This is a genomic window from Alteromonas sp. ISO5 (assembly GCF_058105165.1).
Window position 1 is genome coordinate 2,415,926 of record NZ_CM176572.1, and the last position, 22,943, is coordinate 2,438,868.

At 50.0% G+C, this 22,943-nt stretch carries 19 protein-coding genes; 11 read left to right on the forward strand and 8 right to left on the reverse strand.

The window, feature by feature from the left end:
* Positions 1 to 21: 21 nt before the first annotated feature.
* The 5 genes from truD to AC2T0J_RS10980 form a co-directional block, all read right to left on the reverse strand.
* Positions 22 to 1,080, reverse strand: coding sequence for a tRNA pseudouridine(13) synthase TruD (gene truD, locus AC2T0J_RS10960; protein WP_489810160.1), 1,059 nt, complete (start codon positions 1,078 to 1,080; stop codon positions 22 to 24).
* A 5-nt stretch (positions 1,081 to 1,085) separates the two neighbouring features.
* Positions 1,086 to 1,556, reverse strand: a complete 471-nt coding sequence (gene ispF, locus AC2T0J_RS10965; protein WP_489810161.1) for a 2-C-methyl-D-erythritol 2,4-cyclodiphosphate synthase — start codon at positions 1,554 to 1,556, stop codon at positions 1,086 to 1,088.
* A 9-nt stretch (positions 1,557 to 1,565) separates the two neighbouring features.
* Positions 1,566 to 2,210, reverse strand: a complete 645-nt coding sequence (ispD, locus tag AC2T0J_RS10970) for a 2-C-methyl-D-erythritol 4-phosphate cytidylyltransferase (protein WP_489810319.1) — start codon at positions 2,208 to 2,210, stop codon at positions 1,566 to 1,568.
* A 137-nt stretch (positions 2,211 to 2,347) separates the two neighbouring features.
* Positions 2,348 to 2,698, reverse strand: a complete 351-nt coding sequence (gene ftsB, locus AC2T0J_RS10975) for a cell division protein FtsB (RefSeq protein WP_489810162.1) — start codon at positions 2,696 to 2,698, stop codon at positions 2,348 to 2,350.
* Complete coding sequence (locus tag AC2T0J_RS10980) at positions 2,688 to 4,400, reverse strand: TIGR03545 family protein (RefSeq protein WP_489810163.1); 1,713 nt, start codon at positions 4,398 to 4,400, stop codon at positions 2,688 to 2,690. The genes ftsB and AC2T0J_RS10980 overlap by 11 nt, the downstream gene beginning before the upstream one ends.
* Positions 4,401 to 4,727: 327 nt before the next feature.
* On the opposite strand from AC2T0J_RS10980, the gene putA reads away from it, so the two are divergent.
* Positions 4,728 to 8,528, forward strand: coding sequence for a bifunctional proline dehydrogenase/L-glutamate gamma-semialdehyde dehydrogenase PutA (gene putA / locus AC2T0J_RS10985; RefSeq protein ID WP_489810164.1), 3,801 nt, complete (start codon positions 4,728 to 4,730; stop codon positions 8,526 to 8,528).
* A 63-nt stretch (positions 8,529 to 8,591) separates the two neighbouring features.
* Here putA and AC2T0J_RS10990 read toward each other — a convergent pair whose 3' ends face one another.
* Positions 8,592 to 9,245, reverse strand: a complete 654-nt coding sequence (locus AC2T0J_RS10990) for a TIGR04211 family SH3 domain-containing protein (RefSeq protein ID WP_489810165.1) — start codon at positions 9,243 to 9,245, stop codon at positions 8,592 to 8,594.
* 140 nt (positions 9,246 to 9,385) lie between these two features.
* Here AC2T0J_RS10990 and AC2T0J_RS10995 point away from each other — a divergent pair, with 140 nt between their 5' ends.
* Both AC2T0J_RS10995 and AC2T0J_RS11000 read left to right on the forward strand, forming a co-directional pair.
* A complete protein-coding gene (locus AC2T0J_RS10995) occupies positions 9,386 to 10,891 on the forward strand; it encodes a CYTH domain-containing protein (protein ID WP_489810166.1) in 1,506 nt (501 codons plus the stop codon).
* Positions 10,892 to 10,939: 48 nt separating this feature from the next.
* The gene (locus AC2T0J_RS11000) at positions 10,940 to 12,022 is read left to right on the forward strand and encodes a helix-turn-helix domain-containing protein (protein WP_489810167.1); all 1,083 of its coding nucleotides are present in this window, start codon (positions 10,940 to 10,942) and stop codon (positions 12,020 to 12,022) included.
* A gap of 13 nt (positions 12,023 to 12,035) precedes the next feature.
* On the opposite strand, the gene AC2T0J_RS11005 is transcribed toward AC2T0J_RS11000, so the two are convergent.
* Together AC2T0J_RS11005 and mutH are read right to left on the reverse strand one after the other, a co-directional pair.
* Entirely contained in the window at positions 12,036 to 12,281 is a 246-nt protein-coding gene (locus AC2T0J_RS11005; RefSeq protein WP_105935727.1) for a YfhL family 4Fe-4S dicluster ferredoxin, read from the reverse strand.
* A gap of 118 nt (positions 12,282 to 12,399) precedes the next feature.
* Positions 12,400 to 13,077, reverse strand: a complete 678-nt coding sequence (gene mutH, locus AC2T0J_RS11010; RefSeq protein ID WP_489810168.1) for a DNA mismatch repair endonuclease MutH — start codon at positions 13,075 to 13,077, stop codon at positions 12,400 to 12,402.
* A 115-nt stretch (positions 13,078 to 13,192) separates the two neighbouring features.
* On the opposite strand from mutH, the gene rppH reads away from it, so the two are divergent.
* From rppH to AC2T0J_RS11050, 8 genes are all read left to right on the forward strand, one after another.
* Entirely contained in the window at positions 13,193 to 13,723 is a 531-nt protein-coding gene (rppH, locus tag AC2T0J_RS11015) for an RNA pyrophosphohydrolase (RefSeq protein WP_489810169.1), read from the forward strand.
* A 44-nt stretch (positions 13,724 to 13,767) separates the two neighbouring features.
* Positions 13,768 to 16,062 (forward strand): phosphoenolpyruvate--protein phosphotransferase, encoded by a 2,295-nt coding sequence (gene ptsP / locus AC2T0J_RS11020; RefSeq protein WP_489810320.1) that lies wholly within the window; start codon positions 13,768 to 13,770, stop codon positions 16,060 to 16,062.
* A gap of 85 nt (positions 16,063 to 16,147) precedes the next feature.
* The gene (locus tag AC2T0J_RS11025; RefSeq protein WP_489810170.1) at positions 16,148 to 16,954 is read left to right on the forward strand and encodes a sulfite exporter TauE/SafE family protein; all 807 of its coding nucleotides are present in this window, start codon (positions 16,148 to 16,150) and stop codon (positions 16,952 to 16,954) included.
* A gap of 3 nt (positions 16,955 to 16,957) precedes the next feature.
* Positions 16,958 to 17,782, forward strand: coding sequence for a prolipoprotein diacylglyceryl transferase (gene lgt, locus AC2T0J_RS11030; protein WP_489810171.1), 825 nt, complete (start codon positions 16,958 to 16,960; stop codon positions 17,780 to 17,782).
* A 7-nt stretch (positions 17,783 to 17,789) separates the two neighbouring features.
* Positions 17,790 to 18,623 carry a thymidylate synthase gene (locus AC2T0J_RS11035; protein ID WP_489810172.1) on the forward strand — a complete coding sequence of 278 codons (834 nt, stop codon included), beginning with the start codon at positions 17,790 to 17,792 and terminating at the stop codon, positions 18,621 to 18,623.
* A 297-nt stretch (positions 18,624 to 18,920) separates the two neighbouring features.
* The gene (locus tag AC2T0J_RS11040) at positions 18,921 to 20,834 is read left to right on the forward strand and encodes a methyl-accepting chemotaxis protein (RefSeq protein ID WP_489810173.1); all 1,914 of its coding nucleotides are present in this window, start codon (positions 18,921 to 18,923) and stop codon (positions 20,832 to 20,834) included.
* A gap of 182 nt (positions 20,835 to 21,016) precedes the next feature.
* A complete protein-coding gene (locus AC2T0J_RS11045) occupies positions 21,017 to 21,976 on the forward strand; it encodes a response regulator (RefSeq protein ID WP_489810321.1) in 960 nt (319 codons plus the stop codon).
* Between the two features lie 19 nt (positions 21,977 to 21,995).
* A complete protein-coding gene (locus AC2T0J_RS11050) occupies positions 21,996 to 22,943 on the forward strand; it encodes a sensor domain-containing diguanylate cyclase (protein ID WP_489810322.1) in 948 nt (315 codons plus the stop codon).

A 22,943-nucleotide genomic window follows, 5' to 3' on the forward strand; every position in this document is an offset into this window, starting at 1 on the left:
ATCTACAGGGAATGTGTTCCATCAGGCTAATTCGGTGGTAAGCAGACACTCTCTTAAAACCGTGGTAGCAAAACAGCCTGAGGGCAGGAAAAACCGAATGTTTAATGTATCACCTTGCTGATTGCATTCAAGCCGTTGGGGCCAAATAATCGCAGCGCGACGCTCCATGCTAAGCTTCTGGTCAGCTAAAAATGTGGTCACTTCCGGATAACTGGCAGCTGTCTCCAGTTCTGCCGTTCTGGCTTCACCGGCTGAGCCGATATCACCTTTACCCCACAGCGGAACAGTGGTTGACAGGTCCTGCCGGTTTAATCGCTCACGAAGGACTTCAATCTCTTCATCGGCAATAAAAATGCTGTTTGAACCGGTCAGGTTGATCACATCGCCAGGTAAAATGGCCTGCAGGCAGCCCTCGGCAATGCGGGCAGACAACATTTCATTAAACAGCCAACTGCGTAACGCTGATAATGCCATAGACCGTTTATTGCGATTTTTAATGACCTCTCCATTAAGCATACGCTCTGCCATCATGAGATTCCCGCCGCGATTTACTTCGCCACTCTCATTAATGCGCTGGATACCAAAGCGCTGGCTGCCATAATAATTGGGTACGCCTTGTTGGGCGGCCAGCTGGAGCCGGTTTATTACTGCTTCAGGGGCGGTCACGTTCCGCAGGGTAATTTCAAAGGTATTGCCTTTTAATTGCCCGGTTCGCAATTTTTTATTGTGACGCTGCACCTGAAGAATTCGTGCGCCTTCAAGGGTAAAGTCGTGCCAGTTAAATGTTGTTTTGCCCGGTACATGTATACCAAACCACTGACGGGTGACGGCATATTTGTCTTTGCGACCGGCATAGGTCACCTGACGAAGCGGCAAGCCGCAGAAACTGGCTAGTTGCTCAGCCACATAGGCGGTATTGAGCCGCACTTTTTCAAGCTCGACATAAATATGCTCACCCTCGCCGGACAGCGTATAGCCGAGTTCTTCGGTCACTTTAAAGTCTTCGACCTGTTGTTTCAGCAGTCCGCTGGCGACGGGTTTATCATTGAGATACTGCCAGTGTTCAGTGTTTAATTGCATGGTATTCACTTGGTAATCAGCACAACTGCGTGCGCCGCAATGCCCTCTTTGCGGCCGGCAAAACCGAGCTTTTCGGTGGTCGTGGCCTTTACATTGATCTGATCGGTGTCGACTGCGCAGTCCTCAGCCAGTAATTGCTGCATGGTGGCAATATGAGGCGCCATTTTGGGCGCTTGGGCAACAACGGTCATATCAGCATTCACGAGCTTATAACCGAGGTTGTGTAGCCGGGCGACTACATCGCGTAATAGTTCGCGGCTATCGGCACCGGCATAGGCGCTGTCGGTATCCGGAAAGTGCTTACCGATATCGCCCAGTGCGGCCGCGCCTAGCAGTGCGTCGCAGAGTGCATGAATAAGTACGTCGCCATCTGAGTGGGCCAGCAGACCCTGTTCATAGTCAATGGAAACACCACCAATAGTAATTGGGCCTTCACCGCCGAATTTGTGAACGTCGTAACCGTGTCCGATCCGCATATGTGTCACTTACCTGCTTTGTTGTAAATAAAATTGCGCCAGCGGCAAATCTGCCGGGCGTGTAATCTTAATATTGGCCGGATCGCTGTCGATCAACTCCACCCTGTGGCCGGCAAACTCCATGGCCGAAGCTTCATCGGTAACGACAGCACCTGCCTGTAGTGCTGTCGCCAGCGCTTCACGTAACCTATCGGCTCTGAATAACTGAGGGGTTAGTGCATGCCAGAGGTTATCCCGCTCTTCTGTTTTGAGCACCACCGGGTTGGCATTATCTGCGTTGGCTCGTTTCATGGTGTCACGAACTGGCGTGGCAAGGATGCCGCCACCGAAATTCGCCGAGCCAGTGCGTTCAATTAAGCGGCTTATGTCGCGACTGCTAACGCACGGGCGCGCGGCGTCATGCACCAGCGCCCACTCGTTATCGGCTAACGCTGTCAGTGCATTGTTGACCGACTCTGCGCGACTCTCTCCCCCGTCGACAATAGTCAGCCATGTTGCATTCTGTAGGGGCAACTGGCAAAAATATCTATCGTCGGGACTAAGGGCAACTACCACCCTTGAGATAGCGGGGTGGGCCGCCAGTTTTAATAAAGTGTGCTCCAGAATCGTTTGCGAGCCAATGGTGAGGTATTGCTTGGGGCGGTCGGCCTGCATACGTGAACCAATACCTGCCGCGGGAACCACGGCAACAATAGGTGTATTAGCTAAGCTCAAAGGTCTGTTTCTCTTTGTTGTTGTTTTTGATGGCCATTGTCAAAGTAGATTAAAGAAACCAAGTTTACCTGTACCACTTAGTCTTGTTCGGTGGGCAATATGCGGTAAAAGGTTTCACCCCGTTTGATCAGGCCAAGCTCGTTTCTTGCTCTTTCTTCTACCGCCTCAAGGCCGATAGTAAGGTCGCTGATGTCCGCCTTTAACAGGGCGTTACGCTGCACCAGGTTAGCATTTTGCTGATGCTGCTTTTGCACTTCTTGTTGTTTGGTCAGATAGTCAGGAATACTGTTTTTCCCCAGCCATAGGCGATACTGCAGCGCGCCTAACAGCGCCAACAGAATAAAAAGGATTGCCCGATCTCGCCACACAATGAACACCTGTTCGAATAAGTCGAAGTTATTATGCCGCGCCGGATGCTTAACGTCCATCCAGTTTATCGAACAGTTTGTTCAGCAGCTTGTCTTTCTGTTTTTCCACCGCGTTTTTGAATGTGGCCTGCAGCAACTCCTGCAACGCGGCTTCATCGCGCTGAGTAGCGCTCATCCAGGTCGAGATATTGCCCAGTTCGCTAGCCAGGTTATCATCCTGACTGCCTACCATACCCTGCAATTTGCTGTTCAGTTCGTCGAGCTTATCCTGCTGTGAGGCGTTCAGACTAGATAACGCTGCGTTGGCCAACTGGCGGTCGAGGTCGGATGAAAAGCCAAAGTTCGGTGCACTCAGGGTTCCGCCAATGTTCATGGTCATGTCAAGTTGTTGCAGGCTATCGAGCAGGCTGGCAATGGCGTTGGTCAGGTTATCGCTGCCTGTAGCTGCCATGGTCAGCTTTGTCAGATCAACGGTGCCCGAACCATCAAGTGCATTATCGGTGATTTGCAGCGAGCCACTGGCTGCCAGTAATGCCTGTTTAATGGAAGCATCAAGGCGCGGATTTTTACTCAGAGAGACGCTGTCTAGTAGTAGTCCGGCAATATGCCATGTCTGTGACGCATCCAGCCCATTGGCGTCCATAAAAAACTGCCCTTTAGTGGCAAACTTTTGGGCGCCTCCGGCGGCTGCATTTAGCATGAAGGTGGTCGGATTACCAAATACCGAGTGCTTGTTGGTGATATTTTTCCAGTCACCGGTAAGCAGTGTATCCTGCCAGTTGACGGATATATTGGCCTGCCTGACTAACACGTCCAGTGGCGGACCAGACTGTTCTTCCGCCACCGGCGTTTCGCCGCCTTTGAGTAGGGGGACAAGTAAATCAAAAGCGCTGAATAAATAGCGGTTATACTGGGCAGCTTTATCGCCGAACACCGCCTCAGTGAGTTGTGACAGGGCCGCCTGATCGCCGGCATAAACGCCTTTGAGGAGTTCATAATCCTGCTTTGGTGCGGTTTTTAATGTTTCTAAAGTACCGCTCATAGCGGTTTTGGCTTCACTGGCTTTTTCTCTGAATGCGGTTATTTTTTCTTTATCGGTGCGGATTTGTTGCTTTAATTCATCAAAAGCGGCTTTGGCTTTTATTACCTCGGCTGGATTTTTAAAGTCCGTGTCGCGAAGTTTCTGAATTTCCGCTTTGTAGAACTCAAGGCGAGATTTGTCGGGTAACGCCTGATAATCAGTTTTCAGTTCAGTGGCATAGGTATTGTAGGTTGCTTTGGCTTTTTCTATTGCAGCGGTGGTTTTTAGTGGCGAGCGGTCCAGCAATTCATCCACCGTTGGCAAAGCTTCCTTCGCTTCGGTCAGGAGTTCATCGAAACTTTGTCCTTCGGGTTGTCGCAGCACTTTGCCCGGCACCGGACGCGGCTGATTAAACGCAACATCCAGTAAATCCACCTGATTCATGATGAGTTGGTCAGACAATAGGGGCATCAGTTCTACATCGCCTGCCAGACGCCCAATCACCAACTGGTTATTTTGAGGCTGAGCCGGGTCGGTAAAGCCAATTTCAGTCATTTCGACTTCGAGGGGGAACAACCGGTGCTCAAAACCGCCGATATTCACCTCTGCGCCATGAGCCTGGGTTAGCTGAGCCTGCAACACTGATTTAATCAGCATGTCGGCAAACAGCCAGTAAAGAATGACTGGGGTGAGAATTATCCCTGCTATCCAGACGGTAAACTTAGCGGCTCGACTCTGCATAACTTGCTCCTTTACTGTAATATACGCCATTTCCGTCGGGCTGTTAGATATCGCTTAGTGACGCAGCGCTCCGGCTCTGGCTTGACGCACAAAAACTGGCCGGTTAATGTGGCAACAAAATCTTACGTTAGTTCACCGGCTTTCTCGTCGCGGGCAGGTATGGGGGAATACCCCCGCGCAGTCGTCTTGGTTAGAATAGATAACCGTTTTTAAAAAGGCATCAATAGACGCTTCTACAAATAAAACAGTGATCTGTATTCAAACTTCCGCGTTAAAAAACGGTGATTATCTTAAATTTTATACGACAGAAAGTACACAAGGGGTTCAATGTTAACTAAAAGCACGTTTACGACTACCAGCCCGATCCGACAACTGATCCGCGATTATTATCGCATCCCTGAAACTGACGCGGTCGATCAGATCCTGCCGATTGCCGAAGTCAATCCCCGCGCCCGCAGCCGGGCATGGGAGCGTGCCCGACGCATGGTGCTTAAAATTCGGCGCGAGCAGGAGGGTCATGGCGGCGTTGACGCTCTGCTGAATGAATATTCTCTGTCTACCTCGGAAGGCGTGGTATTAATGTGTCTGGCCGAAGCGTTATTGCGGGTGCCGGATAAAGACACGCAGGACGAACTGATCCGCGACAAATTATCCAAAGGCCAATGGACCCCGCACCTGGGCAACAGCGAATCTTTGTTCGTTAACGCTTCATCCTGGGGCTTATTGTTTACCGGCAATATGGTCAACTATGCCGACAAACGTAAGAGCGAACAATTCGGTCTGCTGAAAAAGACGCTGGGTCGTCTTGGTGAGCCGGTGATCCGCCGTGCCATGAATATCGCGATGCGCGTAATGGGCCGTCAGTTTGTCATGGGCGAAAGTATCGAAGATGCGGTGGAACGAGCTCAGGAGAAAGAAAAGAAAGGGTACGTGTACTCCTACGATATGCTTGGTGAAGGTGCCCGCACCTTTGCCGACGCCGACCGTTATTATGATGCCTATGTAAAAGCCATTAAGGTTATTGGTAAAGCCGCCGCCGGGAAAGGGCCGCGTAAATCGCCCGGTATCTCCGTCAAACTGTCGGCAATTCATCCGCGCTATGAGTTTTCACATTACGAGCGGGTGATGGAAGAACTACCGGAAAGGCTTAAATCACTGTGCATGATGGCCAAGGAATACGACATTGGCCTCACGGTGGATGCTGAAGAAGCTGACCGGCTAGAAACTTCACTGGATATCATCGAAAAAGTGTTCCGCGATCCAGAGCTGGACGGCTGGGAAGGGTTTGGTCTGGCCGTACAGGCCTATCAAAAACGTGCCATCCATGTCATTGAGTGGCTGCGAGAGCTGACCCTGGATGTAGGCCGTAAGATGATGGTTCGCCTGGTGAAAGGGGCGTACTGGGATACCGAAATCAAGCTCACCCAAACGGCTGGTGTGGATGCGTTTCCGGTATTTACCCGTAAATCGTCTACCGACGTGTCGTATCATGCCTGTGCTAACCAGTTGCTGGCGTACCGGGATACGATTTATCCGCAGTTTGCCACACATAACGCCTATACCGCCTCGGTTATCGTAGAACTGGCCGGCGATGACAAGCAGGGATTTGAGTTCCAGTGTCTGCATGGTATGGGTGATACGTTGTACGACCAGGTAGTTACCGAAGAACAAATTCAGTGCCGTGTGTATGCGCCGGTGGGTATTCATGAAGATCTGCTGGCCTATCTGGTGCGCCGTTTGCTGGAAAATGGCGCCAACTCTTCGTTTGTTAACGCCATTGTCGATGACAGCAAGCCGGTCGAGGCCCTGTTGGAGGATCCCGTTGAACTGACCCAGCGCCTGACCTATCGCTACAATAAGCAAATTAACAAAGCCTCAGAGTTGTTTGCTCCGGAGCGGGTTAATTCCAAAGGCATGGATCTAACCGATCTCAATACCGTCAATACCCTTAAGTACAACTTAGGACGGTATGCACGTCAGTACGTTGTGCAGGCAGAGGATGTGCCGGAAGGCGCGGTGCCGGTGAAGAATCCGGCCAACCTTAATGACATTGTTGGTTATCACCATTATGCCGATGAAGCGGCAATCAAACAGGCCCTAGATAACGCCGAAAGCGGCTTTCCGGAGTGGTCGGAACGCTCTGCCAGTGAACGGGCAATGCTGCTGAATCAGGTGGCTGACTCCCTTGAGCGGCATATGGACGAGCTGATTGCTATTTGTATTCGCGAGGCGGGTAAGGTAACCCAGGATTCTATCGACGAAGTGCGCGAAGCCGTGGACTTCTGTCGCTATTACGCTGCCAGAGCCGTGGAACTTAGCCAGGATGAACGACTGGTTCCACGCGGGGTGGTGCTTTGTATCAGCCCGTGGAACTTCCCGCTGGCGATTTTCCTGGGTCAGGTCGTTGCTGCCCTGGCTACCGGTAACACCGTGGTGGCCAAACCTGCTGAGCAGACCAGTATGGTTGCCCTGCGTGCAGTGCAGATGATGCACTCGGTGGGTTTGCCGGATAACGCTCTGCAACTGGTTATTGCCAAAGGCCCGGATGTAGGCAACGTGTTGCTACCGGATGAGCGTATCAAGGCCGTTATTTTTACTGGCTCCACCCAAACCGGTACGCTGATTTCAAAAACACTGGCACAGCGTGGTGGCGAACAGGTACCGTTGATCGCCGAAACCGGTGGCCAGAACTGCATGATTGTCGATTCAACCGCTTTGCCTGAGCAGGTGGTTGATGATGTTATTCATTCTGGCTTTCAGAGTGCCGGTCAGCGTTGTTCCGCATTGAGAGTGTTATTCGTACAGGAAGACATTGCCGATAACCTGATCAAAATGCTTACCGGTGCGGTGAAAGAGTTGACCATCGACGATCCGTCGTGGTTGAGCACCGATGTGGGCCCGGTGATTGATCAGAAAGCCCTGTCTTCGTTGCAGGAACATGCCGAATACATGAAAGAAAACGGCAAATTGCTATATCAGTCGGAGCTGCCTGAAAACACTAAAGAGGGGACTTTCTTCCCGCCAACCCTTTACGAAATCAGTGATCTTAGCGTTCTCAAACGTGAAGTGTTTGGTCCGGTTGTGCACGTGGTGCGCTTTAAAGGCAAAGAGCTGGATAAAGTGCTTAAGCAAATTAACGATACCGGTTATGGCCTGACCATGGGTATTCATTCTCGTATTGAAGAACGGGCTTATGAACTGGCAGCACGCTCCCGGGTCGGTAATGTGTACATTAACCGCAATATGATCGGCGCCATTGTGGGCGTTCAGCCTTTTGGTGGTCGAGGATTGTCTGGCACCGGACCTAAAGCGGGTGGCCCAAGCTACCTGTCGCGTCTGATGATGGAAAAAGCCACGCCGAAGCCTACTATTCTGGAAGAGCCTGAAAGTATCGATGATGCGCTGTCGGGCGGCGATACCCAGCACGAAGAGGCGGCTGCCATTATGCGTAAGGCAACCGAGACGGAAGAGTCGTGGCGCTATCTGCCGCTACATGAGCGGATTTCCAAAGTACGTCAGCTGCTGGCCAAACTGGCCACGGTAGATATTGTTGAAGAGTTGGCCGACGACCTTAACCGCACACTGGCTTCGGCCCGTTCGCAGTTAATCAGCATTGATAAAAAGCTCGCGAAGCCCACGGTACTGCCCGGCCCAACTGGCGAGTCGAATAAACTCTACCTTGAGCCTCGCGGCGTACTGGTGTGTTTTGCCGATAAGGAAGTGGCGTTCGAATACTGGATGTTATCTATCGTGTCGGCACTGGCCACCGGTAACTGTGTGGTATCTGTTGTCTCTGATCTGTTCTATGAAGAGGCGCTGGCAGTGAAAGAGAAGTTTAAGGCTGTGGGCGCACCCGACGGCGTATTCCAGGTAGCCAGACTAAGCCACCTTGATGCACTGTTAATGGATGAGCAATTGGCTGGTGTGGTCGTCGACAGTAATACCGAGCGTACTGCCCACATTACAGCGATGCTAGCTGAACGCCAGGGCGCTATTTTGCCGGTCATCACCGCCGAATATAACGATAAGTTGATTCAGCGTCTGATGACCGAGAAAACCATCAGTATTGATACGACGGCGTCCGGTGGTAATACTTCGCTGATGACCATGGTGGATGAAGACGAGTAATTACGTCATCACCAACGAAAAAAAGGGCGCTTTAATAAGCGCCCTTTTTGATCGGAAAAACAATTACATCCAGGAGTCGTTGCGGCGACGACGCTTAGGAATAAACGTCACGATAATGCCAAGTAAAACGCCAGCGCCCGCAACAATACCGCCATAGCTGAACATCTTATAGCGTTCCTGCGTATCCTGATCGCTGATTTGCGCCTCCAGCGACGAAACCGATTGCTGTGATTCATTCAGCGCCGCTTCCAGTTGCGCATTTTGTTGTTTAACCTGCGCCAGCTCCTTGCTCAGTTCGGCGTTGCGCGACTGAATTCGGTTGAGCTGCTGTTCACTGTCGGCCAGACGTTGGCTTAGCTGTGGCAATTGCACCCGACGGGAAATGGTGTCGATAAGATATTGCGTTTCTACCCAACCCTCACGGCCGTCGGCATCGCTGATTTGGGCAAAATCATTTTCGCTATCAGTTTGAAGCACGGTTACCGGCAATCCGGCTTCAATAGAGCCCAGGATCCGATAATTTCGACCCGGCCCGGAATGCATGTAAACAATAAGGTTATCGGCAATATAATGATCGCTTTCGGCCGTTGAGTTGTTTGAAGATTGTTGAGCTGCGGCTGGCAGGCTCACAAAAACCAGGCCGAAAAGAAAAGGTAGCAAGCGCATGAGTGTCTCTACATCATAAAATAATGCTCTGATGTTAGGGGCTGATACCATGAAAGGCAAGTGCTTCGCGATATACCGTGTAATACAAAACAGTCAGAGGGCTGTCTGCGCCCAGAGCCTATTGCTAAATGACCCATCGGCAGGTAATGTAGCCGGACTATCTCGCAACTGCTTATGAGTACGACTGTTCCATGTCGGAAACCGAAATCAAATTTGTGCTGCGCGAAGATCCGTTGCCCGCACTTAAAAACAACCTCTTTACCGCCTTAACGTCTCAGGATGTAGCCATTGAGGAAAAAGGTCAGATTGATCTGCTCAACGATTACTACGACACCGCCGACCACTTGTTTCAGCAAAATAAAATAGGCATGCGGGTGCGTGGTGCAGATGGCCGCTATGAGCAAACGGTAAAAACCACCGGGCAAATCAGCGGCGGCCTGCATCAGCGTTTGGAGTTTAATGTAGATTTGGATAGCCCGGAGCCCGACCTGACAATGTTTAATGATGTGCCGTGGCCGCAAGGGCATCAGGCAGAAACATTAAACGAGCAGTTGGAAAAGCAGTTTGGCACTCATTTTAACCGGACCATCTTTGATATTAGCTATCCCGATGCCGAAATTGAACTGGTTTATGATAACGGCAAAGTTTCTGCGCAGCAGCAGGAAGCACCGATCCGCGAAATCGAACTTGAGTTAAAAAGCGGAGAGCTCAGCCGCATGTTCGACCTGGCAAACCAACTGGTGGATGCACTGCCTGCAAGGTTAAGTGATACCTCCAAAGCGGCCCAGGGTTACCAATTGCTGCACGGTGTTTCACACAAGGTCACGCCATTACCGGATTTTCTGTCCCTCAAAGAGAATATTTCTACCGAAGATGCTTTTTGCCGGGCGCTGGAATGCGGTTTACTGCATTGGCAAAAACATGAACATCGGTACTTTGAAACCGGCGCGACCAAAATGCTCACTGAGGTTACCCGCGCTGTTCGAATGCTGCTTCAGACGGTGTCATTGTACTTACCGGTTTTGCAATGCCCGGCTATGCTGACATTGCATAAGCAGCTGCTCAGTTATGCTGATAACTGGCTATGGCAGGATGATCTGCAAAGCTTACGGTTATTACTATCCAAGAAAAGCCTGTTTAATAAAAAACTGTCCCGTTACCCGGCATTAATGAGTTACCTGCAGGGGCGGCAGGCCGGGTTGGTACAGGCTCATGATCCCGCCACCAGGCTTTTTCAGGCAGCACCATCAAAACTCAAACTGGCAATCGCTGAGATGCTACAAAACAGGCCCTGGCGGACCGCGGTAAAAGGCTATGACATGCCTCTCATTGAACATGCTAAAGGCTGGCTGTCTCAGGGTTGGCAAACCATATTGCAGACCATGCCAATACAGCGCCGTATGTACGCTTCCAACTATACATCGGTAGAAATGCTGTTACGCCAGACGTTATTTAATGGCTTTTTACTGGCCGACTTATTTGAGGACAACCGGGGCCACTTCAGAGCACCATGGTTAGATATTTTAATTGGTATCGATGAGCTCAATGCACTGCTATTATTGAAAAAGTCAATTTTTGATGCCGAGTTGGCCGAGCAACAGGAGTTGCTTGAGTGGGTACACGAGAAAACCCATGGGCTGCTCAATGTGATGGAAAGAAGTCGCCAGGTTGCCATGACCGGCGAAGTCTACTGGTAACCCACTGGTGACCGATTCAGTTACCAATTACCGCGGAACAGAAACACAATGTTCACTCAACACATGATCCCTCTCTGGAGCGCAGGTGTACTCACTGTCCTGTGGCTGTGCCTGCTGCTTAAAGTCAGCAGGAACAAAATAGCGGCGAAAGGTTTCATGGGATTCTGGCCGGCAATGCTGAGTTGGCCCCTGCTACTTTGCAGCGAGTTATGGCAACTAGCGGGAGGAGCATCCCCCTGGCTGTCCGCTGCCGCTCTGGTGGCTCTGCCGATTCTGCTCGCCGGGGTTTACCGCAACCTGACAGCCATGCTGTGGCGCAAGCCAAAACAGGTAATGTGGCCGTTTTATGTGGTTGGAATTCTGTTATCAGCGTTAGTCGTCGTTCAGGGGTGGTTGTATGGCAGTGACTGGCATCAGTGGCCGGGTTTTGCCCAGGTAGGTGAGCCTCTGAAGTTCTGGGCAGTATATTTGAGCTGTGTCATTGCCGCGTTTTTGTTTATGTACATCAGTATTCTATGCATTGAACAACTGCAGCAATACCATAATGAGTTACCTTTGCAGGTGGTGGATACCGAGATGTATCAGATCAGAGGATTGAACGGCGCCTGCGGATTCGCAGTGGGAATGGCTTTTGGTCTGGTGATTATTGTGGCGGCGGTGGCCTTTGGCTTTTTGCCTTTTGCCAACTGGCTGAGCTGGTTTCATCTGAGCCTTGGACTGACGACGTTGGTGCTATTGGCACAGCTTACTCGTGCTCATAATTCCTCGCCATCGCCTTTCGACCACGACGCTATGAGTGAAGCGCCGAAAATGTCCCCGAGCACCGCACAGAGCATAGTAAAACGCGTTGAAGCAGCGGTGATCAATCAAAAAGCTTACAAGGAAATCGGCCTGACATTGGCTGTATTTGCCGAGCGGGCCGGGATGTCAGCCAGCGAAGTTTGTCTGGCGCTACTGGCCGTTAAAAAAATGCATTTTCGTGGGTTTATCTACCAGTATCGAATGAAATACGCCAAACAGGTGTTAATGAGTTCTGATACCAAGCTCGACAGTGTAACCAAACGCTTAAAACTTGGTGTGAATGGCACCGCCAGCCGCAGCTTTTTAAAATATCTCGAAAGCCGCCGCTAGCCATAGACAGTCACTACGCATACATGGCGGCGTATTTTTCTGCCAACTGATCAAGGGTTTCTTTATTTGCCGGGTCCTGCTCAATACATTCTACCGGGCAGACGTCAACGCAGCGGGGCTCATCGTAATGACCTACGCATTCGGTGCAGCGAGCGGTGTCGATCTGGTAAATTTCGTCGCCCATACTGATAGCTTCGTTCGGACACTCCGCCGGGCACAGGTCACAGTTAATACATTCTTCGCTAATTAATAAAGCCATGGTTACTCTCCGGGCCAGCCAAATTCTGTGACCTGACTGTATATAAGTCTTTATTTATATGCAAAGCCGTTAACGCTATCGCTTGATTCAGGTCAAAGGCAAAACCGGGAAACGATGATTATTGCTGAAAATAGGTCTGCAGGATTAGACTGGTGAACTGTTTACGCAGATAAAAGCCCCGTGGCCGGGTCTGAATTTTATTGCCCTCGACATCCAGGGCATCAGTTAACACCCGGCCGCTGGCTGCTTTAGGGCGAAGCTGCATAACTTCGCCATGGCGGGCAGTAATCGACTCAACCTTGCCAAGGGCTATCATTTCAGTGAGTTCTTCCCAGTCCTGCTGTAACAGGGCATTTTGTGTTTCGCTCGGTTGCCACAGAAAAGGCGTGGCAATACGTCGTTCAGCTACAGGTATTTGCCGCTCGCCCTCAACCGGGACCCACAGCACACATTGCAGTTTATTTTTGACATTACTGGTGTGCCAGGTGATTAACGGCGGCAGCAATAAGGGGGCGTAACACACGTAGGTGGTTTCCAGTGGCTGACCTAACTGATTAATTGGCAGAGTTTTAAGTTCAACACCGAGTTCGGGGAAATCCTGTTGCGGTTTAGAGCCGGCGGTGGCGCCTAGCCAGGTTTCAATTAACTGACCAGTCCAACCTTTGTGGCGTTTAAAGTCCCGTGGAATGGCAATGCCTGCCATGTTAGCCAGCTCACCAAGGCTGAATCCGGCAATCGCCTGGGCGCGGCTTTCCAGTTCTGATAAATCAGCAGGTGCACAGGTTGGTACTTGCAAACCTTCTATCCCTTAAAAAACCATTACGTTAAACATATGTGATAAATACTTTGCATGCACAAAGGTTTGTGAAAGAATGCTATCACAGAACAATATAAAGTGCCCGGGAGTCTGAGTGATAGATACCGATGGATTCCGTGCGAATGTGGGCATAGTGATTTGCAACAAAATAGGTCAAGTATTTTGGGCAAGACGTTATGGCCAACATTCATGGCAGTTTCCCCAAGGCGGAATAGATGAAGGGGAAACTGTAGAGCAGGCAATGTATCGTGAGTTACATGAAGAAGTAGGGCTTACCTCGAAAGATGTAAGCATTCTGAGCGTGACACGAAATTGGGTGCGATACAAACTGCCCAAACGGTTAATAAGGCAAGGCAGTAATCCGGTTTGTATAGGGCAAAAACAAAAGTGGTTTTTGTTGCAACTGGATTGCCAGGACAAAGACGTAGATGTACTGAAATCCGGTCATCCGGAGTTTGATGACTGGCGCTGGGTGAGTTACTGGTACCCGGTGAGAAATGTGGTGTCCTTTAAACGCGATGTCTACCGCCGTGTAATGAAAGAATTTGCCGGGACGGTGATTACCTCGCAGCCGCGACACCAGCATCATCATTCAAAGCAGCATCGTCGCAAACGACGCGGATAAGGGTAGGGTCACTCTTGGCGGCAGAAACGGGTCGAAAAAACAGTATTCTAACGGTACTTAAGAGTATCGTTCAGGAGGTCAACCAAATCCCCCGGTTGACCGATGCGCTGTTTCGCCTGGCTGAACGCGTCAAGCAAACCATGGGTGTTGACTCCTGTTCCATTTACCTTGCCGACTATAATTCTCAGTCTTTTGTTCTCAAGGCCACTGACGGCCTGGCGCCTGATGCTGTGGAGTTGGTCAAAATTGGCTTTTCTGAGGGGCTAATCGGGCTGGTAGGGCAGCGCGAAGAACCGCTGAATATCCAGGATGCGCCGAACCATCCCCGCTTTAAACACTACCCGGAAGTTAAAGAAGAAAGTTATCATGCCTTCCTTGGCACACCGATTATCCATCAGCGTAAAGTGCTGGGTGTTATCACCATGCAGCAAAGCGCCAAGCGCAAATTCAGTGAAGACGAAGAAGCCTTCCTGGTAACGCTGGCGGCACAAATTGCCCTGGAAATATCGCACGCTGAAACCCGCGGCGCACTGAACCCGATTGCCGGCATTTACGCCGGCCATATTCAAAAGAATGTTCGCGGCGTGCCGGGCTCTCCTGGCCTTGCTATGGGCGTGGGTTATTCGCCTCATGCGGCTTATACGCTGGCTACCTGGATTGTAAAACAGTCGGACAATACCCAGCAGGAAATTGATTATTACCGCAAAGGGGTAGAGGTTACCCGCACCCAGGTTGAAGCACTGTCGCAACGGTTGGAAGGTCAGGTACCCGACGATGTGCGGGCAATTTTTCAGCTTTACCATCAATTACTCGACGCCAACAGCCTGGGGCGGGAAGTCGAAGCAAAAATACGCGAAGGCTGGGATGCTGCTTCATCGCTGAAGCTGGTGGTGGAAGCCTACGCTGCCCGGTTTGAGGCGATGGATGACCCTTATATGCGGGAAAGGGCCATCGATATTGTGGATTTATCCAACCGGATCCTGGTCAATATTCTGCAGGTGATCAGTGGTAAAAACGAAGCGGTTAGTGAGCGCCCTAGCAAACCCAGTATCCTGGTCGCTGAGGAAGTCTCTGCGCCAATGCTGGCCGAGTTCCCTAAGGCGTATCTGGCCGGTATTATTTCTATTCGTGGTTCTAATAACTCACATGCTGCCATTCTCGCAAGGGCAATGGGTGTGCCTGCGGTAATGGGATGTCAGAATGTTTCCCCCACGCTGCTTGAGAAGAAAGAAATTTTACTTGATGGCTATGCGGGTGAGGTGATTGTCTCGCCCGAAAAGGCCATCAAAGCTGAGTTTAGTCAACTGATAGAGGAAGAGAAATTACTCTCCGATCGAATAGATAAAGAAGCCGATAAACCTTGTGAAAGCGAGGATGGCTGCTGCATTAATTTGCTGGTCAACGCCGGACTATCCGCTGAAATTGAAACGGCCGTGCGCTCCGGTAAAGTCGGAATCGGACTCTACCGCACGGAAATTCCGTTTATGATGCGTGAGCGGTTTCCCTCTGAAAGTGAACAGGTAGAGTTGTATCGCAATGTACTGTTAAGTGCACCGGATCGCGAAATAGCCATGCGTACGCTGGATGTCGGCGGTGATAAACCGTTGCCGTATTTCCCAATCACCGAAGAAAATCCGTTTTTGGGGTGGCGCGGAATTCGCCTGACCCTGGATCATCCGGAAATCTTTCTGGTACAAATCCGCGCCATGCTACGCGCCAGTATTGGCTTGCAGAATCTCAGCATTATGCTGCCCATGATTTCCAGTGTCGGCGAAGTTAACGAAGCTCGCCGGCTGGTGGAACAGGCGTTCTTCGAGGTAGAAGATGAGGCCAGACTGAAAGACGAACGGCTTTATCGCCCGCGTCTGGGCATTATGCTCGAGGTTCCCTCGGTGTTGTATCAGTTGCCGCAACTGGCCAAAAAGGTCGACTTTTTCTCGGTCGGCAGTAACGATTTAACCCAGTACCTGCTTGCCGTAGACCGCAACAACACGCGGGTAGCCAGTTTATACAACAGTTATCATCCCGCTGTACTCTCGGCCTTATATGACATTGCCAAACAGGCCGACCAGTATCAGGTACCTGTATCGGTATGTGGTGAGATCGCCGGTGAACCAGGCGGCGCCATTCTGCTGATGGGCATGGGCTACCGAAAACTCAGTATGAATGCCTTTAACCTGCGAAAAATAAACTGGGTAGTGCGCAACGTAAACCTCAGTGAAGCGCAGTCATTGTTGTCTTGTGCATTAACCTCCAACAGTTACGAAGAAGTGTTTAATCACATCAATCAGTATCTGGAAGTGAAAGGGCTCGGTGGATTAGTCCGGGCCGGTTCTTAAATTCATCCTATTAGAGGACTAGGCTAATCCCTCTGTAGGGGGACTTATGGTATGCTAGCAACCTCAATTATTACGGAGACTTAGATTGGATCCTCTGCTACTCATTTTCGTCAGTTGTATGGCCCTGGGAATGCTCACCGGGACGCTGGCTGGTATGTTAGGCATTGGTGGCGGCCTGATTATTGTACCGGTGTTGTCTGCGCTGCTTACCGGTATTGCCGGTATCAGTCATGAACTGGCGATGCCCATGGCCATCGCAACGTCATTGTTTACCATTATCGTTACCGGTTTTTTCTCTGCCAAAGCACACTATTCACTGGGCAATATTGTGCCGCGGGTCATTGGTTTAAGTGGCACTGGTATTGCTATCGGCGCAATCGCGGGTGCTCAACTGGCCAGTATGCTGCCAGCCGATATTCTCACCAAAGTGTTTGCCGGATTAGTCATGCTCATTGCCGCGCAGATGGTATTTGGCAAACGTACGGCGTCCAATAAGGCCTACACGCCAACCATTCTGATTATAGTTGGTGCGATAGTCGGAACCATCTCGGCGCTGATGGGAATAGGCGGTGGTGCCTTGCTGGTACCTGCACTGGTATGGTTTCAGGTACCTATTCGTCAGGCTATTGGCTGCGCGGCAGTCAGCGGTCTGGTTATCGCGTTATTTGGTACCGGAAGTTTTATTCACGCAGGGTGGAATTTGCCAGGTTTGCCAGACTGGTCGCTGGGGTATGTTTACTTACCAGCAGGATTTGGCATTATGGCTACTTCTATATTTACTGCTGGCTTTGGCGCCCGGTTAGGGCAGAATATGCCAACAGAATTACTTAAAAAGATTTTAGCGGCATTGCTGGTATTAGTCAGTATCCGCATGATTATAGGAATGAATTAGTACATGGGTGAAACAGACTTCCTGGTATTTCCCAATATCGATCCGGTTATTGTCAGTCTTGGGCCATTAAGTGTGCGCTGGTATGGCATGATGTATCTGCTGGGCTTTATTGCCGCTTACCTGCTGGCTAAAAAGCGCTTACCTAACTCGCCGTGGAACCGAGATCAACTCAGCGATCTGCTGTTTTGGGGTTTTGTCGGCGTGATTATTGGTGGCCGTCTGGGTTATGTGCTGTTTTACCAGTGGGGATTGTTTGTAGAAGATCCCGCCTACCTGTTTAAAATATGGACCGGCGGCATGTCTTTCCATGGCGGCCTGCTGGGCGTGATTGCGGCGATGGCATGGCAGGCCAAACGCCTGAATGCGAGCTTTCTTCAGGTCGCAGACTTTATCGCACCGCTGGTGCCTATTGGTCTAGGCGCCGGACGGATTGGGAACTTCCTCAATGCAGAACTGTGGGGGCGCACTACGGACGTACCCTGGGCGATTATTTTCCCGGGTGCAGGCCCACAACCGCGCCATCCTTCACAACTTTATGAATTTGCCCTGGAAGGGGTGTTACTGTTTATCATTCTCTGGCTGTATTCTGCACGACCAAGACCAACCGGTGCCGTAGGCGGGCTTTTCCTGATGGGATATGGCACGTTTCGCTTTATTGTTGAGTTTTATCGCGAACCTGACGCGCACATTGGCTTGTATCAGGTTGGTCTGAGTCAGGGGCAGTTATTGTGTATCCCAATGATCCTCGGTGGTCTGGGACTAATGGTATATGCCTATAAAAAGAATGGTGTCACAACAACACCAGCTAACAAAACGGTAAAGGGCTAGACGACGCATGAAAGAGTACTTAGCATTAATGCGCCACATTCGCGATAACGGCGTAAAAAAAGAAGACAGAACCGGCACAGGAACGTTAAGTGTATTTGGCTATCAGATGCGCTTTGACTTAAATGAAGGCTTCCCTCTGGTCACCACTAAAAAGTGTCATCTGCGCTCGATTATTCATGAATTGTTATGGTTCTTAAAAGGCGAAACTAACATTGCTTACCTTAAGGAAAATGGCGTTTCTATCTGGGATGAATGGGCCACTGATGAGGGCGAGTTAGGACCGGTTTATGGCCACCAGTGGCGCAGCTGGACCGGCGCCGATGGCGAGACCGTCGACCAGATTACCGCGCTGATCAACGAAATTAAAACCAACCCTGATTCCCGCCGTCTTATTGTGAGTGCCTGGAATCCGTCAGTATTGCCCGATCCAACGATGTCACCCAAAGACAATGCCGCCCACGGCAAGCAAGCGTTGCCGCCTTGCCATACCCTGTTTCAGTTTTATGTCTTGGAAGGAAAGCTCTCCTGTCAGTTATACCAGCGCAGTGGGGATGTTTTCCTTGGTGTCCCCTTCAACATTGCCAGCTATGCCTTGCTCACCCTGATGGTGGCACAAGTGTGCGATCTCGAACCCGGTGAATTTATTCATACCCTTGGCGATGCACACCTGTACCTTAACCATCTTGAGCAAACAGAGCTTCAACTGAGTCGCAAGCCCTTTGCGCGTCCAACTATGCGGCTCAATCCTGAGGTGAAGGATATCTTTGGTTTTAGCATTAATGATTTCACTTTAGAAAACTATCAGTCGCATCCGCACATTAAAGCGCCGGTAGCTATTTAATACTGCGCAACAGAGAGCGGCGTCAACTGCGACTACGGCTTAGTGATGCCATGTGGGGAATGGCTAAGCGGTTTGTGTAAAACCAGTTTTACCTGAACGGATTCCTTGCATATCTGCTATGGTAGTCGATTAACTGCCTGAAAGCACGCTGTACCTGCAGGGTAGCCTTGAATACTGCATTAATCAGTGTAAGGGGAGCCGTGGTTATGTCACAACATTGTATCGAGCGTATGCTATGTTCGGCAGTTTAGTGTTGTCCACCTTTATGGGGCGAGTTGTTAATAAGGAACCTTTATTATGTCTGGGTTGTTATCCACGTTAAGTGTGAAAAATAAACTGTTAGCGCCGGTGATTTTATTAGTTATTTTACTGGTAGTGGTGATCGCCTTCTTTTTTAGCAACGAGTCCACCATTGGTGACGCCAGACAATCAACCACTGAGAATACGGCGTTAATAAATAACATTTTTCGCTATTCAGAATTAGTTGAACGTTTTGCGACCAGTCATCAGGGGTACGATGAGACGATTGAGCTCTCGCAAACGATTCAAAATGCACTGCGTAGTAGCAGCATCGAAGGCGCTTCTGATTTAGCCGGTCAACTGAGTGCGCTACAAAAGGCTGTGAATGACATTCATAGCCTTTGGCAAACCAATGCAAAATTAGAACAACAAATGGACAGTGTAATTACAGGTTCTGTTGCACAATCTAATAGTTATATTGAAGAACTCGGTAACAAAATCAGCGATGAGCAGGGTCGTCAAACTGTCGCCGCTGTTGAGGGGGCAGTGTTAAAAGAAGCACTGGCCCACACCATTAATAATTATAAGATACGCTTGTTGTTTCAGAAATTGCGTGTTGACATTAAAAACGCTAAAGCGTTATTCAGTTATTTGGATGCGTTGGATGCAGCGTCCGACAAAGCAATAGCTCAGTTGCAAGGTTCACCTATGCTGGCTAAAGCCATGGCGGCACGAAAAGCCAATGCGCAGATCCGTCAGTTGTCAAATGACTATGTAGCGAATATCCGTACAGCTAACGATAACTTAAAGCAGGTGCTAAGTACGCTGAGTGGGATTACTACCGACTTGCAAGCGGTGAACAGCAAAATGATCAACGGTGTCTTCTCCAGTGTCAGTGATAGTTTGTTGCATATCATCATTATCCTGCTGGTGATCGTGCTAATCACCATCGCACTGTCGATTATGTTTGCTGCCAGTATTTCATCGCCGCTAAGTGAGTTAGAGCTGCGAATCAATGAACTCGCCAATAAAGGTGGGGATCTTACTTATCGTATTGCAATTGAACGCCAGGATGAAATTGGCAAACTCGCGACTGGTATCAACCGTTTCTTAGAAACCCTGCATAAAATCTTTAGCGGTGTGACCCATAGCGGTAAAGAAATATCGTTGAGCGCGGAGCTGGCAGTGGAACGCTCTCAAAACGCGCTGGACTATATGCAACATCAAAAAAATGAGACCAAGCAGGTTGCTCATTCCTTTAATGAAATGGAAGCTTCTATCCGGGAAATATCCGTGAGTGCTTCAACGGCGTCTGAAAACGTCAATGAGGCCAATAGGCTCGCGCTGTCGGTGGTGGAAATGATTCAGACCACTATCGGTAATATAACCAGCCTCGATACCAACCTGAAAAATGCCACACAAGTTATCGAGCAGTTAAATTCCGATAGCCAGAATATAGGCAGTATTCTGGATGTTATTCGTGGCATTGCTGACCAGACTAACTTACTGGCGTTGAATGCTGCTATTGAAGCCGCCAGAGCGGGTGAACAGGGGCGGGGCTTTGCAGTAGTGGCAGATGAAGTGCGTTCACTGGCCCAGCGTACCTCATCGTCTATCGAAGAAATTAATCAAATGATCACCCAGTTACAGGGCGCGGCAACAAAAGCCACCCAGGTGATTCAGCAGGGTAATGAGCAAATTGGGGTGACCACCCAAAATAGCCAGGTTGCCGGTAAAAGCACGAATGAAATTTCTACCCTGGTGGCGGCAATTTCAGACATGAACATGCAAATAGCCAGTGCGGTTGAGGAGCAAACCACGGTCGTGAGTGATATCAATCGTGCCATTAAGCAAATAGAGCAATTGTCCCAGGACGGTGGTGAGGCGGCCAGTGACTCTCACCAGGCAGCAGAAAAGCAACAAAACTCGGCACAAAGTTTGTTGTCATTAATTGATAAATTTAAAGTATAACCGCTACCCGATAAGTACTGGCTTATTGAGACTTAGTCAGCTTATTGAACAGGCCTGATAGCGGCTATTAAGCGCAATCAATATGTGCACAAGAGTATCTCATTGAGACCAATGGAGTTGGAGAGAGTTTGACCACCACAAACGTTCTTATTTGCGACGATTCGGCTTTCGCCAGAAAGCAGATGGCCAGGGCCGTTCCCGATGGCTGGGACGTGCTGTTACACTTTGCCAAAGACGGTCAGGAAGCGCTGGAAATGATCCGCGCCGGAAAAGGCGATGTGATGTTCCTCGATCTGAATATGCCAGTGATGGACGGTTTTGCCACCATGGAAGTCATCCGCCGGGAAGATTTACCTTGTCTGGTGATTACCGTTTCGGGGGATGTGCAGCCTGAAGCGCGTACCCGCATGCTGGCTATGGGCGCATTAGACTTTATTCGTAAGCCTATCGACAATCAAAAGCTTATCAACTTACTCAAGCAGTACGGCATTTACACCGGCGACGCCCGTTCAGAACAACGTAAGCAACAAACCAGTCTGGCCGGCAGCAATGACAGTGAAAAGCTTGATGCTTATCGGGAGCTGGTGAATGTGGCAATGGGCCGGGCCGGCGAAAACCTCGCTCGCCAGTTGGGAGAGTTTATCGACTTACCCATTCCCAACGTGAATATCATTGAGAACAATGAACTGCATATGGCTTTTGCCGAGGTAAACCGTAATGACAGTGTGTCGGCAGTGTCCAAAGGGTTTGTTAGTGCCGGTATTAACGGCGAGGCACTGGTGATGTTCAATGATACTGACTTTGAAAACATCATTTCGTTATTAAATTATGACCAGTTATCGGCAGCGCCCGCGCAGCTTGAAGCGCTGATGGATATTTCCAATATCCTGATTGGTGCCTGCCTGAACGCGCTCTCAGATCAGTTAAATGTGACCTTCAGCCATTCATCTCCCATTATCCTCGGACGTAACCGCGAACTGGAAAGTTTGTTGGCGAATACCAAACAACGTTGGAATCGTATTATGGCGGTGGAAATTGGTTACGGCATCAAACAGCGCGGCATTCAATTTGAGTTGCTGTTACTGTTCCCGGATACCTCCATGGAGCGAATTTATTCACGATTGGTAGATATTGAGGACTAATGCCGTGAACACTGATGTAATGGAAGAACTAAGCCGCCAGCATTGGTTACATGACTTACTGAGTTCTCTTGAAGTTGGGATAGTCGTGCTCGATCGCAACTTTAACGTGGAAGTGTGGAACCAGTTTATGGAGAACCACAGTAACCTGCGGCCCAGCCAGGTTGTCGGGAAGTCCCTGTTCCAGCATTTCCCGGAGATAGAACAGGACTGGCTAATGTTGAAAGCAGAACCGGTCTTTAATCTTAAATCCCCGGTGTTTCTGATTTGGGAGCAGCGCCCTTATTTGTTTAAGTTTGGTTGTAACCGGCCTATAACCTCTGAACTGGATGTGATGTATCAGAATGTAACCCTGTTTCCTTTGTCATCCCTCACGGGCAAAGTAGAGCGGATGTGTATGTTGGTTTACGATGTAACAGACCAGGCCAGTAGCCGGCTGAATATTGAAGGTCTTAATAATCAGCTCACTGAAATGAGCCGCGTGGACGGACTGACCCAGCTATACAACCGCCGTTACTGGCAGGAACGGTTTCAGAGTCTGCATCGGTTGGCAAAACGCCGTGAATCGGCCAACACCGCCGTGATGCTGGACATCGACAATTTTAAGGCGGTCAATGATCATTACGGGCATCAGGCTGGTGATAGGGTCATCCAGGCGCTTGCGCAGATTATCAAAGAACAAGTTCGGGAGACCGATCTGGCGGGGCGTTATGGCGGCGAGGAATTTGCCATCATCCTGACCGATGCAGATGGAACCGGGGCTATGCAGGTAGCGGAGCGGATCCGTAAAGCGGCTGAGGCAACTGAAGTCAGCCACGATGGTCAATCACTCCGATTTACTGTAAGCCTGGGGCTGGCGGAATATTCCTCCGCCTTTCACAATGAGATGCAATGGCTGGATGTTGCCGACCAGGCTTTGTATGAAGCCAAGGAAAGCGGCCGTAATCAGGCTATCCTGCGGGCCAAATAA

What these genes read in the sequence shown, in the direction of transcription:
- AC2T0J_RS11005 (WP_105935727.1), bottom strand. Translation starts at nt 12,281, where the DNA reads ATGGCTTTATTAATTAGCGAAGAATGTATTAACTGTGACCTGTGCCCG.
- AC2T0J_RS11045 (WP_489810321.1), top strand. Translation starts at nt 21,017, where the DNA reads ATGGCCAGGGCCGTTCCCGATGGCTGGGACGTGCTGTTACACTTTGCC.
- ispF (WP_489810161.1), bottom strand. Translation starts at nt 1,556, where the DNA reads ATGCGGATCGGACACGGTTACGACGTTCACAAATTCGGCGGTGAAGGC.
- AC2T0J_RS11000 (WP_489810167.1), top strand. Translation starts at nt 10,940, where the DNA reads ATGTTCACTCAACACATGATCCCTCTCTGGAGCGCAGGTGTACTCACT.
- AC2T0J_RS10995 (WP_489810166.1), top strand. Translation starts at nt 9,386, where the DNA reads ATGTCGGAAACCGAAATCAAATTTGTGCTGCGCGAAGATCCGTTGCCC.
- AC2T0J_RS10990 (WP_489810165.1), bottom strand. Translation starts at nt 9,245, where the DNA reads ATGGTATCAGCCCCTAACATCAGAGCATTATTTTATGATGTAGAGACA.
- AC2T0J_RS11035 (WP_489810172.1), top strand. Translation starts at nt 17,790, where the DNA reads ATGAAAGAGTACTTAGCATTAATGCGCCACATTCGCGATAACGGCGTA.
- ispD (WP_489810319.1), bottom strand. Translation starts at nt 2,210, where the DNA reads ATGCAGGCCGACCGCCCCAAGCAATACCTCACCATTGGCTCGCAAACG.
- AC2T0J_RS11050 (WP_489810322.1), top strand. Translation starts at nt 21,996, where the DNA reads ATGGAAGAACTAAGCCGCCAGCATTGGTTACATGACTTACTGAGTTCT.
- AC2T0J_RS10980 (WP_489810163.1), bottom strand. Translation starts at nt 4,400, where the DNA reads ATGCAGAGTCGAGCCGCTAAGTTTACCGTCTGGATAGCAGGGATAATT.
- truD (WP_489810160.1), bottom strand. Translation starts at nt 1,080, where the DNA reads ATGCAATTAAACACTGAACACTGGCAGTATCTCAATGATAAACCCGTC.
- lgt (WP_489810171.1), top strand. Translation starts at nt 16,958, where the DNA reads ATGGGTGAAACAGACTTCCTGGTATTTCCCAATATCGATCCGGTTATT.
- putA (WP_489810164.1), top strand. Translation starts at nt 4,728, where the DNA reads ATGTTAACTAAAAGCACGTTTACGACTACCAGCCCGATCCGACAACTG.
- ftsB (WP_489810162.1), bottom strand. Translation starts at nt 2,698, where the DNA reads ATGGACGTTAAGCATCCGGCGCGGCATAATAACTTCGACTTATTCGAA.
- AC2T0J_RS11040 (WP_489810173.1), top strand. Translation starts at nt 18,921, where the DNA reads ATGTCTGGGTTGTTATCCACGTTAAGTGTGAAAAATAAACTGTTAGCG.